The organism is Selenomonas sp. FOBRC9 (genome assembly GCF_000287655.1).
GTDB classification, from domain to species: Bacteria; Bacillota; Negativicutes; order Selenomonadales; family Selenomonadaceae; genus Centipeda; species Centipeda artemidis.
The window spans coordinates 16,063-31,975 of record NZ_ALJR01000039.1; the positions used below are offsets into that span (position 1 = coordinate 16,063).

The window sequence follows — 15,913 nt, forward strand, 5'->3', positions numbered from 1 at the left end:
ATCATTAGTATGCCCACGAACGCTGTGCGCTGTGCTGCTGCTTAATGCGGTCAAGCGCATCATCACCCCCTGCGGGAGCGTCCGTCTTCTCGGTCTTAAGCTTGAGCCCGTCCGTTTTAAGCACGATGCGGGAGGGCGCGGCGGTTTTTGCAAGCTTTTCCACCTGTGCCTTGAGCGCAGCCGTTTCCTTGTCTTTTGCCGCAAGCACGGCCTCCATCTTCTGTACGGAGGCGCAGACAGGCTTCAACGCCTCAGCAACGGCCGCCTGTACGGCTTTTGCAACATCATCAGTCTCCGCCGGATCCTTCGGATCGTCGCCGTCCTCGGATTTCTCCGGCGCAGCGGATTCCTCGGGTGCGTCCGTTTTCTCCGGCTCCGCATCGGTATCCGTACACTCTGCGATTGCCTCCGCGAGATTCGCAACGCAATCCTTGAGCTTCTCCGGTACATTCTCATCATTGGCGAGCCCTGCGTTGACGTCGCTGATCAACGCGCCGAACTCCGCAAGGTCAATCTTCTTCACTGTATCTTCCATGTCATTCCATCCTTTCAACACCATATTCCGGATGCTGCCATCCGATTTAATCACCTCGACGATACTCGCCGACGGCACGCACGGCCGATCGGCAAGGGAGAGCTCCTGCGGGCGTAAGGTGTAGCGCATCGCCGCACCGTCTTCCCAGCGTTTGATGTAATGTCCGCCAAAACTCAGCCCCGTGTAGACACCCTCGAGCACCTTGTTCCACTCGGCGTCATCCACAACCTTGATGCAGACATTAACCGTTTTGCCCTCGTCATCAAAGTCGATCGGGCGGACGATCTTGCCTGCGGAGATGTCGCCGTGCATCGCGCGGACGTTGCCGTAATTCGTGCCCCCGCTTTCCTTCGCCTGTTCTGCTGACCATGTTTCGATATACGGTTTTGACGTTGTATAGTCAAAAATCTCACCTACGCGGTCAATCTCCTCGGCGGCGGCAATGCCATAGACAAGCCGTCGGTCTTCCTCGATTTTTCGAATCGGGATATAGAGCAATGTTCCACCTCCTAAAATCCTCTGTATGCGTTTTTTGTGGTCGATGTATATAAACCCCTTCGTTTCAGATTTTCCAATTTTTTAAAAGGTGTTTGAAGGGAATTAAAAGGTAATCTAGTTCTCTCCATCCGTCATATCCTCATCGAGGACGGGGAGGAGTGTGCAAAAGCAGTTCGGATGATAGGGCGGGGCGTCATGTCCCGAAGGGAAATTTTCGTCAATGCCGACAGTCCCCGCTTCGGCATTCTCCACGCACATCGGACAGCCGCCGTCGATGCAGAGCGACTGTTTCCCTTTTACAATACCGGACGCCTTCCAGCCGATGAGATTGCCGTTTTGGTGAGCAAATTGGAGCTCTGTTCGGCTGATCATATCTGCACGGCGCTGCCAAAAATGCTCATCATCCCGAATGGTCGCCGTCAGTTTCTGCGGACTCCAGCCCTCATCGATTGCCTTACTGAGGGTGCCGCGCAGCACTTCCCGCGTAGACTCCGTGATCGCCCATTTGGGATTAGGGTTGTCGACGTATTTCTCGCCGTTCCACTTTTTCCCGACGAGCTCGGCAGCGCGTGTCCGCGCCCACTCCTGCGCATCTGCATCAACCATATCCGTGATCCCGTCCGTCGATACCTTGATCCTGCGCAGGCCTTCATATGCGCCGGCCTTTGCAATCTCTTCAAGGCATTCGGCAGCGTCATCAAACAGGGTTGCCCAGCCGTCAAAATCCAATTCGTCAAGTGCCATCTGCATGAGCTTTTTCTTTTGCTTTGCATCAATCTTCTCTGCACTCTCCATTGCCTTCGCGTAGGAGCGTTCGAGTTGGCGGAGGAGATCAGGCTTAACCCGATCAAACATCTTTTGAATGGCTGCGGCGAATTTCTTTTGCACGGCGTTTGTATCAGGAGCATCTCTTTTGCGTGCAGGCGGCGCATCTGTTTTATGTGCGCTGCCGCCGTCGGCAAAGATCGCCGGGAACTGCGCTTGCGGAGGTGACAGAGCCGCAAATTCCTCTGTCTGCTCCTCGGTGAGCGGATCGTAGCCAAGGCGACTGCGGACTTCGCTCGGTGTGAGGATATGCAGATTGACATACATCTGATCAATCTGTGCTTGCTTGAGCGGCTCAACCTCCTCTTTGGTCGCCCAGACAAACTCCACACCGTCTACGTCAAAGTAGTCATGCAGCAGGATGTCCATGATCTCCTTGAGATAATTCATGAACGCGCGCTGCCCTTCGCTCTGACTTGCCGCCTGCGTGGTCTCCGCCGTTGCGCGGTTTGTTTCCTTGACGAGTGCTGTCGGCGGCAGGTCGAGTGCATACGAGATGATGCGCGCAAGCCACTCGTCGAACTCATCCTTCATAGGAGAATCTTTTGGGAAGATCGGATTCATGCCCGCCGGAACGAATCGTGCCTTGCGCTTTATATCGGGGTTCTGCTCGAATATGAGATCCCAGTATTTCTGGAACTCGCTGATCTGGTCAACTGTCCAATCGGGCGGACAGGAGAGGAATGCCTCGGGAATTGTCCCCTGTGTGTAGTAGTCCAGCTGATACATCTGCCGATTGAGCGCAAGGTTGACGGTCATGATGACCTGTTCCACCTTGCTCAGCCCGTAGAGTTTATGTGAACGAACATTGCGGGGGAAGTAGAGCAGCTCCTCCGTCGTTAGATCGACCGCCGGAATCCCGTCAATGATCTGCTGGTAGGCGGGGAGGGGCGGCATAGGCGTGCGCCCCTCGTCCGTAATATTCACCTTGATCGTCGCTCCGTCGACAAGTTCGAGTGCGTAGATATGCCCGGCAATATTGCGTCGGACATAGATCGCAGGGGCGTCGATAACAAGCACATCCTCAACGATTGCCCGCATCCAGCGGGAAAAGCTGTGTACGCCGTCGGGACGGCGGAGCTGTTTATAGAGCCGCTCCGCCTGTGCCCGTGCAACAGGATCGCTCTTATCGATCGCCGCAATGTTCCACTCCATTGCCTCAATCTGGTCTTTGCGTTTCTCGATCGCAAGACGGAGGAGGTCATAACCATCGGCGAATCTGCGCAGCTGTTCGAAGGTGACTTCCGCATCTGCGCGTGGCGTTGTGCGGAGGTTGCTCTGCACATCAAAATCGAACTGCGAGGGCGGCGAGCCTTTCGGGAGCGCCGGCTTCTGCGGCTCACCTGCGCTTAAATACGCTTTGATAAAACCTTGAACGCCGCTTAAAAACTGTGTTCCAAAGCTCATGTCCCGCCTCCTTTCAAAGCACCCTTGAGAGCTCCGAGCAGTCCTTTCTCCTCCACTTGTTCGCGGTAGTAGTCAAGAATGCCGAAACGTGTACTCGTGATCATCGTGAGTGCACCGCTTACCGCATCGACCATATCATCATGACGGCCGTTCGGAAAAACCTCGGCCTCGTCTAAAAAGTCCTTGTTCCAGTCGCCAATAACAAGCTTCACATTGCCGGCCTCCGCTGCCGCCGAGAGGGGCATGGCGCGCTCGACTTTGTTGCTCGTCTTTTTGTCGCCGTAGTAGGTATAGCCCTTGAGGACGCTGCGGCGATAATGGTCAACGGTATTAACGCCCGAGGATCCCGGTTCTTGTTCCATGCAGATTTTCACGCTGCGTCCATCTGTGGCAGCAGTCTGTGCAACCAGACGCTCCACGCCGAGCGGCGAGCTCTGCACATGACGGATATCTACAATGTAATAGATACCATCCTTCTCGGCGATCCGCGCGCCCGCCGTCCAGTCAGGATCTTTGCCTGTGCGTTTTTCCGTCGCCGCTAGATCCCAGTAACGGACACTGCGTGCATCACGCGGATAATCCCGCATAACCTCAAACCATTCCCGTTTAAACATCCGCACAGCATCCGGCGGCTGTGGATTTTGCTGGTAGAGCGCGTACCAGTCACGGCTTCCAACGGTCTTTTTCTTTTTGGCAAGCCAGTCTGCGCCATACCGTTCCGGCCAGAGCGGTTCACCCGGCTTGCGCCCAAGCGGATCATCCTCCTCCGCCTCGCATGGCAGATTGATGATCTCCCAGTGTTCACCGCTCTCCTTTGCTTCCTTGAGGATACGGCCGGCAAGATCGTCTTCATGCCAGCGCGTCATGATGAGGATAATCCGTCCGCCGGGCGCAAGACGTGTCAACAGGGTTGCGCTGTATTCATCCCAAATGCCCTCGCGCACCGTCTCCGATTCCGCTTCCTTGCGGTTCTTCACAACATCGTCGATGAGGAGGAGATCGGCACCCTCGCCGGTGATGCCTCCGCCAAGGCCGACGGAGATCATGCCGCCAGCATGTCCCTCAATATCCCAGTTCGTTTTAGAGCTGTTCGAGCGATCAAGGCGGATGCCGAAGAGCGCTTCTCCGAAGTCAGCGACCTTCTTGCGGTTGCGGTTTCCGAACTTCTGTGCAAAATTCGCGCTGTAACTGACCTCGATCACGCGCCGATCAGGATTACGCCCAAGGAACCACGAGGGAAATGTCTCCGTCGTGGATTGAGATTTTCCGTGACGCGGCGGCATGAAGATCATCAGGCGGTCAATTTCGCCGCGCTCGACGGCCTCCAGCTTCTCGCAGACGAGATGCAGGTGGCGGCACGGCTTCCATCTGCCATGATGCGCATATTCACAGTACGCTTCATAACTCCTGCGATACTGCTCCAGCTCCGGGCTGTGCGTTCTCTTGCCGACAAGCTCTTTTAAGACCGACATGCCCGCGCCTCCTTTATTGCTTTTCCTTCGCCTCTGCCGCAACAGCGTCAACCATGCCAATCAGCCGCTCAAGCACGTCAGGATTCTTCTCAAGTTCTTCCTGCAAGCTTGTCTTGATACGGGAAATAGCGACTTCGAGCATGCGTCCTGCATCCATTTTGAGCTTTTCGCGCTGCACAGCGGAGCGTTCAAGGAGTGCCAAGGCTTTTAGGATTTCACTGCTTTTTGCATCTCGGAGATCCTCGGCTGTAACAAGCCGCTCCATGATGAGCTGCAAGGCGAGCTGTGTCGCCGCTTCCGTCATTTCAAGCGCAGGGCCGTCCTTCCCCTCGGTCATGATTGTGCGCGCCTGTTCCTTGACGACGCGCAGCCGCTCAAGTTTAGCGAGAAAATCCTTGCCGTAGCGCCCGACGCTGCTCTTCGAGATGTCGTGTCCGCGTTCCCGGAGGTAGGCCGCGATGCCTTCATAGGTTTCTCCCGCGACCAGACGCTCATTGATTGCCTGTATGAGCTCTTTGGGCAGCTCCGTTGTGATCCGCGCGTGCTTCCTCCGGCTACCCATCGAGATCAACCCCTACATCCTGCGGAATATTTCCTTCAATCAGATCAATCCCCTTTGGCAGGAGTTTTGCAAGCTTACGCGAGACACCGAGGCATTCAGCCTCTTCGAGCGTAATATAACCCTTCTCGCGCAGATAGATCAGGTGCGTCTCTACCGCTGCGGGCGAGGTCGAATACTGCGCATCGAGCAAGATTTCAGCGATCAGTTTATCTCCCGTCTGCTGCGGATAGTTGAGCTTTAGGATCTTCATGATGCGCCCTCGAATCTCGCGCGACGCGTGTCCTTCCAGTGTGGTCATCTTTTATTTCTCACCTCCCGTAAGCTTTGCTATGTTTTTGCTGATCGAGCTGACTTCGCCCGACATGCGGTCAATCTTCGTATCCAGTGCCGAGATGCTGCGCAGGAAATCATCGCGCAAAACATACTGGAGCGGCAGACCGCTCCGAAGCGTTTCGATCTCTTTGTGTACCTCGGCGAGATGATCGCGGTTCTCTTTGACTTCCTTATTCAGCGCTGCACGAATCTCGCGCGACTGATGCAGGATGATCCCGAACATGGTCGAGCCGATGCCGATCATAACGGATGTCCAGTTAAACTCCATCAGAATCGCCTCCTAAACCCAACGCCCCAGAAGCTTGACGGGTCGAGCGGATTCATCAGCACATCGATGCCGTAGTTCCGATTCTCGTATCCGAGCAGAGCGGCAGCGCCCTCGCTTGTCGCAAGAGCACCGACGGAAAAATGCTTCGCTTGTGCCCGCGCTTTGCTCTCCGCCACCGTATTAATCAGCGGCGTAAGATCAAGTGTTGCATGTGTAGATACCTCGCTTTGCAGCTTCCCGCGCTCGAATTTTGTTGTCTCGCCTGCGATACCCGGCAGGTCGTATTCCTTGCCGTTGTATTTTACAGCGACCGTCGGCGGAGCAACGTCAATCTGCGCATCTGTTCGCTCACGGACACGGCTGCCGTCAGCAGCTGTAACATATTCCTTTTCAACATAGGAGACTGCTGCGGACGTTTTCGCCTCTGACGTGACTTCGATCGGCTTTTCGTCTGTGCGTCCGCGAAGGCTTTCATAGATCGCGATCTGCTCCTGTGCAAGAGCAAGCTCGCGCTTCAGTGCATCGATCTGCGCCTCTTTCCACGCGATAACAAAGAGCGCTGCGATGAGCAGCATTGTCAAGGCAGTGAGACTGGTTGCCGTAGGAGACTCCCGCAGTCGGTCGTATACACCTCTTACGCGGGCTGCAGCACGCTCTTTCCAGTCCATCTTACGCGCCCTCCACCAACGCCTCGAGCGCTTCGGCGCATTCGTTTTCAAAGCGCCGATACAGTCCGTACCGGCAAGATGCAGCCGTCCACTCCGGCGTTTTGCACACATCGAGATAGATCGCGCGGATCAGGTCGTAGTCAAAGCGCGGATCATCCACATACGAGAGATTCGGATAACCGCTGTAATCATTGCGAGCCTCGTTATACATACAGTGACATGCCGTCTCAAACATCTCGACAATGTAGCCGGTGCCGTACTGGACAGCACGGCTCCAGATCACATCCTGCATGACGTGCGTATGCTTATCCGCATCGAAGCCCGCGCGGCGGAGTGCATCCACCGCCGGTAGATAATAGGCGTAGCAGATATAGTCATGCTGCATCTGTGCAAAGCCGTCCTCATCCACCCGCGCGATCTCGCGCCATACCTGATCAAAGTCCGTCGATGCGATCGGGAACTGTCCGAGGGTGCGCCCATAGCTCGCATAGGTCTCGTTTGCCGAGAGGCGCACTGCCCAATCAAGGAAGCTGCGCACACTTCCCATGCGGCTCGAAAGCTGATACCGCCCGTAACTCTTGCCGCCCGGATCATCTCGCCCGGACGAGATCGTTGCAGGGCTCCCGCTCGATTCATATTTTGCGCTCAGATCTCCAAGCATTTGTTTTTCCTCCCCGTTTTCTTTTCACGCTGCGGTGCAAGGGATTAAAACCGCACCGCATTATTAATGTACTTGTCGACCACCTTGCCGCCCGTGGAGAGCGTTGTTGTTGTCGCCGCAAAAACCGCATAATGCGGCCAGTCCTGACCCGTAAAGAGCAGCCAGAGCGTCACGAACACAAAGAGGACGAACAGGCCGAAGGTGATCGTCGCGAGGAGTGACGGCCGTCCGTCGGGCCCATAAATAAGGTCGCGGATAAAGTGCAGCACAAAGAGCACTGCGTTTTTTACGTACTCAATCATATTTTCCACCTCCCGTAAAAAGAAAAATCGTACCGAGTTTTCTACTCGATACGATTCTATAAAAAATTTTCCGCACGTTATATCTGCACGGTTCAAAGATTCTCTGTAGGAGGGAAAAGGCTGATCTGGTTCTTTTTCCAGTTGCTTTCCGCAGCGATCTCATAGATGCTGCGCTCGGAGAGCTCGAACCTGCGCGCAAGCTCTTTGTGGTTCCGTCCGTTAAAGAGCTTGCCGACGGCACGCCGTTTCGCCGGAGCGATCAGATTCTCATACTTTGGGATGTAGAGCGACGTGCCGCCGTAGAGCCTGCATAGCTGCAAGAGATTTACAAGCCCGAGCGACGCTGCGAGTTCCTGCCACTGCGGCGGCAGGTCTTCCGGCGCAATCTCATCCATCAGCGCGCGGATGTCTTCGCCGTTCATGGCGCCGCCCTGCGTGCCATCGCCTTGAGGCATTCGATCATCTTGTTTGCCTCGCCGCGCGTCTGCGGCCACGCCTTTTTGATCACGCGCTTGCAGAGCTTTTGCTGACCGGCGGTATCAATGCCGAGGGCGGTGTAGAGACTCTCGATCTTGCTCGTCTGCCACGGCCCGATCAGCGCCCCCGCGTCATGCTGCCGCTTCGGTCGCCCTGTAAAAGCAGGAGCCTTGAATCCGATGCGGGCAAGATATTTCATGAGGCGGGAGAACCCCGCCTGTGTCACATCTTTTGCAGATTCCGCGCCTCCATAGAGCGAGAGCACCGCCCGATAGTTCCCGTCGTCAAGCCCGAGCTCCCGCTTTGCCACATGGAGCAATGCGATCTGCTTCGGACTAATCTTCTGCGCCTTCCACATTTGATTCGCCCTCCTTGCGAGCGTTGAGCGTGAGGCTCAGCGTCTCTTCAATCGAGACCGCCTTGCGAACCTCGTCCAGATCAATGAGATCGAAATCGAAGAATCGTTCAACAAGCTGACGATTCTTCTCGTTGTGGATCGCATCCAGTTCCTCCTCGCGTGCGCCGTTGACGCCGACAGATGCGAGCAGAGCCTTGTCCTTTGCATAGTCGCCCTTGAGTTTCTTGAGAAGGAGCTTGCGCGTTTTGTCGTCATCAACCCCCATCTCGACGAGGATCCCGTTAATGTCGTGCGCCCCATAGTCGTCCTTGACGAGCGCGATCAGAGCGTCGCGGAATTTTGCCTCGAGCTCGTATTTGATGTTCTGCTTGCGTACGATCTTATCCTCTACGAGCATCGAGCCGTCGAGAGCTGCTGCAAGGCGGGAATAGTTGTCGATCTCCAGCTTTGTCTTATAGGTCGTCTCGGCGCTGCCATAGAGCGATTCGTAGCGGACATAGCGGAGATTTTTGTTCTCCATCTCGCGCAGCGCCATCGACTGAAGCTTCGCTTTGATTTCATCCAGCGACTTCTTCCGGTCGCGGATCTCGTTATCAAGGGTAATCGCCCGGCTGATCAGTGCAGCCGCCTTATTCGGCTGCGTGTCAATAACCTCAAACATGCTGCTCCGCCTCCTTCTTCATCCGATTGATGCAAGTGCTGCACACGAACCGTCCTTCATACATAATGAGATCATGGTCGCTCTTGCAGAACAGGCAAAACCCGCGCGCGCGATGCAGGACGATATCCCCTTTGTCGGTGTAGCCAATATCCATAACCTCACCGGCTTCCAGCCCAAGCTCGCGCCGCAGATGCGCGGGAATCGTAACGCCGCCTGCGCGGCTGATCTTCTTCTGATTCAGCATTCTGATACTCCTTTCTCATCCGACACCTCGCGCCATCCGCGCGCAGCGGCATATGCGTCAAGTTCCGCCTGTGCCTCCTCGGCGCTGTCCCGCACATCAAACTGACGGCAGGCGTGGAAACTCTTCTTCCCGGCCTTGCAGTAGAATGGCTTGAACGTATTTGCCCGCAGTGTCTCACGCACTGTATAGCGCCATCCGCGCCCGTCTTCATAGATTTTTCGCATATTTATATCCCCTTATCAATTCTTCATACACCGTTTTCAGCCGCTCATAGCTCTTCGACTGCTTCCATTTTTCTGCATCGTCGGGTTCATCCCCCAACACGGAGACGGCGCTCTTTGCAGGAAGCCCGAGCTTCATCCGCTCACGCTCCGAAACGATGAGCATAAAGGACTTGTGGCAGGAACTGACCGGGAAACTATACACCCTGCCAAAACTTCGCTGCCGAAAATAGAAATGAACAGCACACGTCAGCGCTTCGCCTCGCTCGCATACAACCATCAGCACGCCTCCGGTGAGATAATCACCTGCCGCGCCCGAATGATGTCATCCATCCCGATCGCGCGCTTCGCATCGTTGGCGAGCATCCACGCAAACAGGAACAGCTTCGTCATGACACGCAGCGCTCCCGTCCCGCGTGCGATGCGGTGCAGTTCCGTGAGGCAGTCCTTATCCATCTCTACGCCGTTCTGGAGGACGATCTTCTTTACATCCTCCAGCGGCACCTTCGCATCGAGCGCGATCCGCACCGCACGCGAGAAGAACTGCCCCGTGAGCGTCTTGTTCTGCTCCGTGATGATATCCATGATCGCGGGATTGCCGACAAGGATCAGCGGCACCTCCGTGATGTCGTGGATGCGCCGCAGCGTCTCAAGCGCCGAGAGCCGGAGAAAATGAGCCTCGTCAATGATGATCGCCCGATTCGAGCCCTTCAGGATCTGCACGATTGACTTTTCAAGTGCCTTGTTGCGGCCGGTCTGCTTCTTGCCGATCGCCTCGAGGATCTCTTCCATCACGTCGCGCCCGTTGTGGATATTCGGGCTCGCCGTGAAAAAGATACTGTTCGGATGTCCATCGACCCATTTGTTCACCGTCACCGTCTTGCCGATGCCGGGCGCGCCGTAAATGCAGATGATGTCGTTGCGGTCGTTCGCGTACTGGAGGCCGAACATCATCTGCTGCATCACAGCCGTCTCGACAATATCCGGCTCCTTGACTGCCGTCACCGCGCCCTCGCGGCTCTCCTCGGTGTCAAGCACGGCGGCGATCTTCTGTGCAACGAGATCCACGCGCCCTGCATAGCGTCCCTTGAGGAACGACGAGAGTGCGCCGCCTGAGATGCCTGCCATCTTCGCAAACTGCTCGCGGCTGACCTCCTTATGTGCAGCGAGATAATCCTCTACGCGGCGGATCACATTCGCCGTCTCTGCATCCATGTTGACTGCTTCTGCTGTCATTAGGTTTTCCTCCTCTTTTCGATCTTCGCCCTTGCCATAATTGCAAATGGGCTCACATCATCCGTTCCCGTCGCCTGCATCGCCTGTACCGATTCCTTGCCGGTCTTTGGCAGAGCCACAAGCTCAACCACCTTTGAGGGCTTCACGTCAGCAGCATTGCCTCCGCAGATACGGTACAACTCGGTAATATCTGCGGGCGTGAGCGGCTGCGCGTTCTTCGCGGTCTGATACGACGGATGCGCGACAACCGCTTTGCGCTCGCGCGCCTTGCGCGCCTGTTCGGCGTCAAGCTCTTCCGCTGTCGCCGCGATTGCCGGGAGCGGCGTGATGCGCTCCGCCTCGCCGAGGTAGCGGTCGTTTGTATCGTAGAGCCAGACATGATCGGGATCCTCGTCGCGGTAGCGGATATAGACCCGCTTGCCCTTTATGAGCGCCATGTCCGGATGATAGTATTCCGCCTTGCGGAACGTGATGCCGTTGCGCCCGATGCGGAACGGATTCGTCGACCGCATGAAGTAAAGCCGCATCACATCCGCATCTGCCGTCCGCACGGGCAGGCGCGTCCGCATATAGGTCTCGTCCGGGCATTCGCCCGCACGCCCCTTGCCTTGCGAGACGGTCTTGTTAAACACCGTGCGGATCCAGTCGCCGAAGACGTTGCGGAACTCATCGAGCCCCATGCCGTACTTCTTCGGATTCTTCAGCCGCTCCTCCAGCACGTCGGGGCGCTCGTCCTGATTGCGCCCGCAGTAGGTCGGGAAGAACTTCGAGAACCGTTCGACAACCTCCTTAAACGCGCGTTCAATGACCTTTGCACGCGCGTTTTCGACGATCGCCCAATGCGTTTTTACATCGAGCCGATCCATCAGAGAGCGTGCCATCTTGCCCTCGGCAATGAGCGCCTCCTTGTCCTCCTCGGTGATCGGATTGCCGCGATGCCCGCGCCCTGCGAATTTCGCCGAGCAATAGTCCCGCCCGTTGTCGATATAGATATGACGGGGGAGGCCGATCGCAGGATCGAGTGCTGCATTCGCAAATGCGGCAATGATCTCATCCGTACATGGCGAGAGATTGATTGTCCAGCCAACGAACTTCCGGCTGCGCATGTCCAGCCATGCCGTCATCCACGGGCGCACCCACTTCGGCTTTTCCGCCGTCCCGGCATTGATGAACAGATCAAGGATGTGATGATCCCCGACGAACACCTCGCCCGCGCGGATGCTTTCCGGATCCCGGCGCGTGAACGTCTGGATGTCATCCATATACTTCTTGTCGCCGAACCTGCGCAGCGTGCGCACCGCCTCCGGAATATCCTCCTTAACCATGCGCGCGATTGTCGCACGTGAGGGGATCGTCCAGCCTTCGAGCCGTGCCTTGCGGTCAAGCAGGATATAGCAGTCGCCGACGCTCGGCTGCGACTCTTGCAGGTATTGCGCCTGAAAGAATTCCCATGCCGGCGCATCGATGCTGCGCTCTCCCTTGCGTTTCCCATATTGCGGCAGCAGTCCCGAGAGACCGTCCGCACGATGCTTTGCTTGCCAGTTGTAGAGCGTTGACTGCGAGATGCGCGCCTCCGGATGTGCTGCGTTCCATTGTGCAAGGAATGTGCGCGTCAGCTCCGTGCGCTTGCCCGGTGTCGCGATATATGCCTCATACTCCTTCAGCGTCCGGTAGCGTTCGTTTGCCGCAGCACGCGCGGCGGCGTCTGCACGGTCATAGGCGGAGGCGGCGGGGCGTTCCGGCTCGTCGATGATATTGTGCTGCCGGAGATACGCCGACTGCGCCGCCTCCGGCAATGCCGCAAGGCGGATCATAATCATCTTACCGCCTCGGCCATAGCGCCCATCTACGAATTCTAGGTCGCCGTAGCGTCCCGCCATCGCATTTTTGCGCACCGCACGCTCGCCGATCGCGAGCAGCTCCGCCGCCTCCTTGACCGTCAGCAGGTAAGTACGCTGCTGCATGGCGTCACCCGCTTCCAGTCCGGCGGCAGCGCGAGTTCCTGCACGGCGCCCCGCCCGACCTGATATGTCACCTTATCCGGCTGAAGTGTCATGCGGACGGCGGTCTCGCCGACCTGACACCTGACCTTGCGCACGCCGCCGACGCGCGATTCAATGTATGTCATCATCTTGATGTCCCTGTACCTTTCTAAGCTCGCGCGTGAGCGCCATATGCTTCTTGCGCGCCGCTTTCTCCACCGCCTGCAATCGTCCGATCTCCAGATAGTACACATCCTCGGACTTGATCATCCGGCACCCGGCGGCAGCCGTCAGCACCTCGAGCGGTGTATAGTCCTTCACGATCCGGCAGAACGTCGGCAGATACTCGGCGGGCATTCGATAGCCCTCCTTACTCTCCGCTGTATAGGCGTTCAGCATGGATTCCGTGATCTCTGTCCCGAGCATCTCGCTCATCTGCCCTGCGATCGCATAGCGTTTCATTCCGCTGCCCTTGATCGCCTCTGCAATCGACTCCTTCATTCGGAGTGTCAGTGGTTTTGTCTCCGCAGCGTAATCCGGTCGTCTAAACTTGCTGGGGTTGATTTCCTCGATGAGGTCAAAAAGGCTCATCTGATTTTCATTGGCCTCGGCAGTCTTATGTTTACGTTTTGCCATTGCCACACCTCACAAAAAACGGTATACTATAAATTAAGTTACTTTTCCTTATCCCTTTTAACCAAAAGCCCTTATGCGTAAAAGGCTTTTGCGTGCGTAAAAAGGGCAGGTAAAAGTACTTTCAGCATGAGCCGGCGGTCTTGTCGCCAAACAGTTGCGCCGCTCATGCTGCCTTAAAAACCTGATCCATCGGTCTCCCGATAATCTCCGCGATCCGTTCCTGTATCCGCCGGCTCTTGCTTTTGCCGTAGATAACATAATGGATCGCCGGATGCGATACGCCGAACTCTTGCGCAATGCGCCGCTGCGTGTATCCTTTTTTTCGCAGGAGACTGATGATGCGATCTCCGGTCAACGTGCTCACCTCCTAAAAAAACATCTTTGATAGATTCATCTTCTCCGATAATTTCGTATCACAAGAAGAGAATCGCATAGACGGCGTATGCCGCCAGTGCCATTGCGGCACCTTTAACGGCGCCGTCAATCAAGAGCCCATACAGGAACACCAGAGCAACAAGCACCGCGAGCATAGCGATCGCCCCGATGCAGAACGTAACCACCGCTCTACATCGCCGCGCAATCGCTCGAATAACCTCCATTTTCATCACCTCCTTTCAATAGGATCTATAATCGCAAGAAGAGGTATCTCTTATGGCAGAGTCATCTCGATCATCTCGTGCCAAAAAACTAAAACAAAAGCCTGAGCCTCCTTCTATGTATGTTGTCTTCGCCGGAGTACTCGCTATTGCAGCATTCATGTTTGGTGCTGTATGGCATGGTTTAGTTATAACTCTGGTGGTGCTATGTTTTTTATTGCTGTTGCTTCTTTCATTTACCTGTTATTTTGGGTATAGAGCTCACTCAAATAAAAAGAAGCTTTATACTATGTACGAAGAAATGAAAAAGCTCGCTGAAACGCAAAGTCGCCGCGCAAAAGAAGCTGAAGATGCGCTAGAGGAGAACCATGAAGTTTCAGTAAAGACTACCTCGCTCGATAGAGAAATAGAATCTATAAGACGGTTAGTTCGTCTATTCTCAGACTATAAAGAAAGGCAGAGGAGAAACGAAAAATGAATACGGTTGCTCAGAAAAAAAATTTCAAAGTGGTTCGCATACTTGATGAATACCGTATTGTAGTCAATGCGGGCATAAAAGATGGGGTTTCCTCAAAGACTACCTATTTTGATATTACAGGTGCGCTTGATGAGATTTATGACCCAGAAACACAAGAACTTTTGGGAACTATTGACGGCGTCAAAGCCAGTGTCTACCCATCGGACATCTACGAAAAGATGTGTATCTGCAAAGCACAGCGAGTATTTACCCCCATGGATCTTTCTCCTACACTAGGTTTATTGGAGCAAGCATTAATGGGAAAACCAGAAAAGCTTCCTGTTGATAAGTCACAAATAAGCAATCCGGAAGCATACACCCCTATTGTGATCGGAGATACAGCGGTGATGCGCGTTAAAAGGCTTTCATCTCCCGAAGAAGAACGTAGTTGATAAGGAGCATACAAAAGCCAAAGTCAATATAGTCAAATCCATAGAACACAGACTTCCATGCCAATCCCACATAAACGACTACGGGAGAAACCTTTGAAAACTTCAAGTACATTCTGCCCACATATTCGAAAAAGGATAAGTAAAAGCGCTCCATCTTCTCCTCAATGCGTGTGATCTTTCCTTTTGGAAGATACTTGCTTTCATTCTTTTCTTCATCAGGTGGCAGAATAGCCACTTCCCATTGATCTAAGCGATCTTCCTCATGGTAATCTTCTTCGTGTTGGAGGCGCTGTAACAACTGCGCAGCCTCCTCCGGCTGAATCTCAATCGTTACTTTCAATCTCTCACCTCCTCCCACTCTCCACCTCCGCACCCTCCGCCGACGCTCTCATCTCCAAATGTTTCGTCCGTCCGGATGCTGTAGGTTTAAGTCAATAATTAAGTTACACTCTTATTATAGACACTTATAAATGTCTAGTCAATAAAAAGTTTCTTATAGATGTCTTTTAAGGGGTTTAGTATGAAACCGGATTATTCTTCTATTGGTTTACGCCTAAAAGAAATTCGCCAACAACAAGGTATCACGCAAAAAGAAGTAGCTGAAATCATCGGTGTGTCTGTCTCTTATGTAAAGAACACGGAGAGAGGTTCAAAACCAAGTATTGAGTATTTATTCTCTTTTTCTGACGAATATTCCGTATCTATTGATTGGTTACTAAAAGGTGTCCAAGTCACACAAAAAATCGAGGTCATTCCTGACCCCGAGCTAAAGGATATGATTGAAATTTTAACGGCACTCATGGAAAGCACAAACACGGATCTGCGTGGTTGGACAAAAATTCAATTTCAGAACGCCTTTAGGGAATATTGTGAAATTCACGACGAAAAAAAAATGCAGGCATGAAACAAAATGCTCGTGCGATCGCAGAGCAACTAGGGTTAAAACTGATTACATAATTGACAGCGGCAGAGAAAAATTCTTGCCGTTTTTTGCTTGAAAAATTAACTTACTTATCTATGTTCTGCTAGTTCCTTAGTCATTTTTTTAGAAAATGCTCGAAT

Annotated in this window: 25 protein-coding genes; 3 read left to right on the plus strand and 22 right to left on the minus strand. The window is 54.3% G+C overall.

Features of this window, described 5'->3' with window-relative positions:
• Positions 1 to 4: 4 nt before the first annotated feature.
• The 21 genes from HMPREF1147_RS11470 to HMPREF1147_RS09075 all read right to left on the minus strand — a co-directional run bounded on the left by HMPREF1147_RS11470 (position 5) and on the right by HMPREF1147_RS09075 (position 13,945).
• Positions 5 to 1,033 carry a hypothetical protein gene (locus HMPREF1147_RS11470; protein WP_009658626.1) on the minus strand — a complete coding sequence of 343 codons (1,029 nt, stop codon included), beginning with the start codon at positions 1,031 to 1,033 and terminating at the stop codon, positions 5 to 7.
• A 114-nt stretch (positions 1,034 to 1,147) separates the two neighbouring features.
• A complete protein-coding gene (locus HMPREF1147_RS08980; RefSeq protein ID WP_009658614.1) occupies positions 1,148 to 3,265 on the minus strand; it encodes a phage portal protein in 2,118 nt (705 codons plus the stop codon).
• On the minus strand, positions 3,262 to 4,737 hold the full coding sequence (gene terL / locus HMPREF1147_RS08985) for a phage terminase large subunit (RefSeq protein WP_009658644.1): 1,476 nt from the start codon (positions 4,735 to 4,737) through the stop codon (positions 3,262 to 3,264). Before terL ends, HMPREF1147_RS08980 begins: the two co-directional genes overlap by 4 nt.
• Before the next feature lie 13 nt (positions 4,738 to 4,750).
• Positions 4,751 to 5,299 (minus strand): phage protein Gp27 family protein, encoded by a 549-nt coding sequence (locus HMPREF1147_RS08990; protein WP_009658589.1) that lies wholly within the window; start codon positions 5,297 to 5,299, stop codon positions 4,751 to 4,753.
• On the minus strand, positions 5,292 to 5,597 hold the full coding sequence (locus HMPREF1147_RS08995; protein WP_009658635.1) for a hypothetical protein: 306 nt from the start codon (positions 5,595 to 5,597) through the stop codon (positions 5,292 to 5,294). Before HMPREF1147_RS08995 ends, HMPREF1147_RS08990 begins: the two co-directional genes overlap by 8 nt.
• A 3-nt stretch (positions 5,598 to 5,600) precedes the next feature.
• On the minus strand, positions 5,601 to 5,900 hold the full coding sequence (locus HMPREF1147_RS09000) for a hypothetical protein (RefSeq protein WP_009658698.1): 300 nt from the start codon (positions 5,898 to 5,900) through the stop codon (positions 5,601 to 5,603).
• Positions 5,900 to 6,568, minus strand: a complete 669-nt coding sequence (locus HMPREF1147_RS09005; RefSeq protein WP_156791316.1) for a hypothetical protein — start codon at positions 6,566 to 6,568, stop codon at positions 5,900 to 5,902. Before HMPREF1147_RS09005 ends, HMPREF1147_RS09000 begins: the two co-directional genes overlap by 1 nt.
• 1 nt (position 6,569) lies before the next feature.
• Positions 6,570 to 7,229 (minus strand): hypothetical protein, encoded by a 660-nt coding sequence (locus HMPREF1147_RS09010; protein WP_009658631.1) that lies wholly within the window; start codon positions 7,227 to 7,229, stop codon positions 6,570 to 6,572.
• A 44-nt stretch (positions 7,230 to 7,273) separates the two neighbouring features.
• Positions 7,274 to 7,531 (minus strand): hypothetical protein, encoded by a 258-nt coding sequence (locus HMPREF1147_RS09015; protein ID WP_009658586.1) that lies wholly within the window; start codon positions 7,529 to 7,531, stop codon positions 7,274 to 7,276.
• A 92-nt stretch (positions 7,532 to 7,623) separates the two neighbouring features.
• Positions 7,624 to 7,953 (minus strand): Mor transcription activator family protein, encoded by a 330-nt coding sequence (locus HMPREF1147_RS09020; protein WP_009658689.1) that lies wholly within the window; start codon positions 7,951 to 7,953, stop codon positions 7,624 to 7,626.
• The gene (locus HMPREF1147_RS11475; RefSeq protein ID WP_009658704.1) at positions 7,950 to 8,366 is read right to left on the minus strand and encodes a phage protein GemA/Gp16 family protein; all 417 of its coding nucleotides are present in this window, start codon (positions 8,364 to 8,366) and stop codon (positions 7,950 to 7,952) included. The genes HMPREF1147_RS09020 and HMPREF1147_RS11475 overlap by 4 nt, the downstream gene beginning before the upstream one ends.
• Complete coding sequence (locus tag HMPREF1147_RS09030) at positions 8,344 to 9,027, minus strand: hypothetical protein (RefSeq protein WP_009658627.1); 684 nt, start codon at positions 9,025 to 9,027, stop codon at positions 8,344 to 8,346. The genes HMPREF1147_RS11475 and HMPREF1147_RS09030 overlap by 23 nt, the downstream gene beginning before the upstream one ends.
• Positions 9,020 to 9,271, minus strand: a complete 252-nt coding sequence (locus HMPREF1147_RS09035; protein WP_009658607.1) for an AbrB/MazE/SpoVT family DNA-binding domain-containing protein — start codon at positions 9,269 to 9,271, stop codon at positions 9,020 to 9,022. The genes HMPREF1147_RS09030 and HMPREF1147_RS09035 overlap by 8 nt, the downstream gene beginning before the upstream one ends.
• Positions 9,265 to 9,495 (minus strand): hypothetical protein, encoded by a 231-nt coding sequence (locus HMPREF1147_RS09040; protein WP_009658677.1) that lies wholly within the window; start codon positions 9,493 to 9,495, stop codon positions 9,265 to 9,267. Before HMPREF1147_RS09040 ends, HMPREF1147_RS09035 begins: the two co-directional genes overlap by 7 nt.
• Positions 9,479 to 9,772 carry a hypothetical protein gene (locus HMPREF1147_RS09045; RefSeq protein ID WP_037351372.1) on the minus strand — a complete coding sequence of 98 codons (294 nt, stop codon included), beginning with the start codon at positions 9,770 to 9,772 and terminating at the stop codon, positions 9,479 to 9,481. Before HMPREF1147_RS09045 ends, HMPREF1147_RS09040 begins: the two co-directional genes overlap by 17 nt.
• Positions 9,772 to 10,728: an AAA family ATPase gene (locus tag HMPREF1147_RS09050; protein ID WP_009658612.1), complete on the minus strand. Its 957-nt coding sequence runs from the start codon at positions 10,726 to 10,728 to the stop codon at positions 9,772 to 9,774. Before HMPREF1147_RS09050 ends, HMPREF1147_RS09045 begins: the two co-directional genes overlap by 1 nt.
• Entirely contained in the window at positions 10,728 to 12,692 is a 1,965-nt protein-coding gene (locus tag HMPREF1147_RS09055; RefSeq protein ID WP_009658640.1) for a DNA-binding domain-containing protein, read from the minus strand. The genes HMPREF1147_RS09050 and HMPREF1147_RS09055 overlap by 1 nt, the downstream gene beginning before the upstream one ends.
• The gene (locus tag HMPREF1147_RS09060) at positions 12,668 to 12,859 is read right to left on the minus strand and encodes a hypothetical protein (RefSeq protein ID WP_009658718.1); all 192 of its coding nucleotides are present in this window, start codon (positions 12,857 to 12,859) and stop codon (positions 12,668 to 12,670) included. The genes HMPREF1147_RS09055 and HMPREF1147_RS09060 overlap by 25 nt, the downstream gene beginning before the upstream one ends.
• Positions 12,843 to 13,346 (minus strand): hypothetical protein, encoded by a 504-nt coding sequence (locus tag HMPREF1147_RS09065; protein ID WP_009658650.1) that lies wholly within the window; start codon positions 13,344 to 13,346, stop codon positions 12,843 to 12,845. Before HMPREF1147_RS09065 ends, HMPREF1147_RS09060 begins: the two co-directional genes overlap by 17 nt.
• A 163-nt stretch (positions 13,347 to 13,509) precedes the next feature.
• Positions 13,510 to 13,701, minus strand: a complete 192-nt coding sequence (locus HMPREF1147_RS09070; RefSeq protein WP_009658599.1) for a helix-turn-helix transcriptional regulator — start codon at positions 13,699 to 13,701, stop codon at positions 13,510 to 13,512.
• A gap of 58 nt (positions 13,702 to 13,759) precedes the next feature.
• Positions 13,760 to 13,945 (minus strand): hypothetical protein, encoded by a 186-nt coding sequence (locus HMPREF1147_RS09075; protein WP_009658621.1) that lies wholly within the window; start codon positions 13,943 to 13,945, stop codon positions 13,760 to 13,762.
• Positions 13,946 to 13,997: 52 nt separating this feature from the next.
• Between HMPREF1147_RS09075 and HMPREF1147_RS09080 the strand changes: the two genes are divergently transcribed.
• Both HMPREF1147_RS09080 and HMPREF1147_RS12070 read left to right on the plus strand, forming a co-directional pair.
• Positions 13,998 to 14,420: a hypothetical protein gene (locus HMPREF1147_RS09080; protein ID WP_037351374.1), complete on the plus strand. Its 423-nt coding sequence runs from the start codon at positions 13,998 to 14,000 to the stop codon at positions 14,418 to 14,420.
• Positions 14,417 to 14,851: a hypothetical protein gene (locus HMPREF1147_RS12070; RefSeq protein WP_156791319.1), complete on the plus strand. Its 435-nt coding sequence runs from the start codon at positions 14,417 to 14,419 to the stop codon at positions 14,849 to 14,851. The genes HMPREF1147_RS09080 and HMPREF1147_RS12070 overlap by 4 nt, the downstream gene beginning before the upstream one ends.
• Here the strand turns inward: HMPREF1147_RS12070 and HMPREF1147_RS09085 are convergent.
• The gene (locus HMPREF1147_RS09085) at positions 14,814 to 15,191 is read right to left on the minus strand and encodes a hypothetical protein (protein WP_009658683.1); all 378 of its coding nucleotides are present in this window, start codon (positions 15,189 to 15,191) and stop codon (positions 14,814 to 14,816) included. The two genes, HMPREF1147_RS12070 and HMPREF1147_RS09085, sit on opposite strands and share 38 nt — an antisense overlap.
• Before the next feature lie 180 nt (positions 15,192 to 15,371).
• Between HMPREF1147_RS09085 and HMPREF1147_RS11480 the strand changes: the two genes are divergently transcribed.
• Positions 15,372 to 15,755, plus strand: coding sequence for a helix-turn-helix domain-containing protein (locus HMPREF1147_RS11480; RefSeq protein ID WP_050992877.1), 384 nt, complete (start codon positions 15,372 to 15,374; stop codon positions 15,753 to 15,755).
• The last annotated feature ends 158 nt before the right edge of the window (positions 15,756 to 15,913 follow it).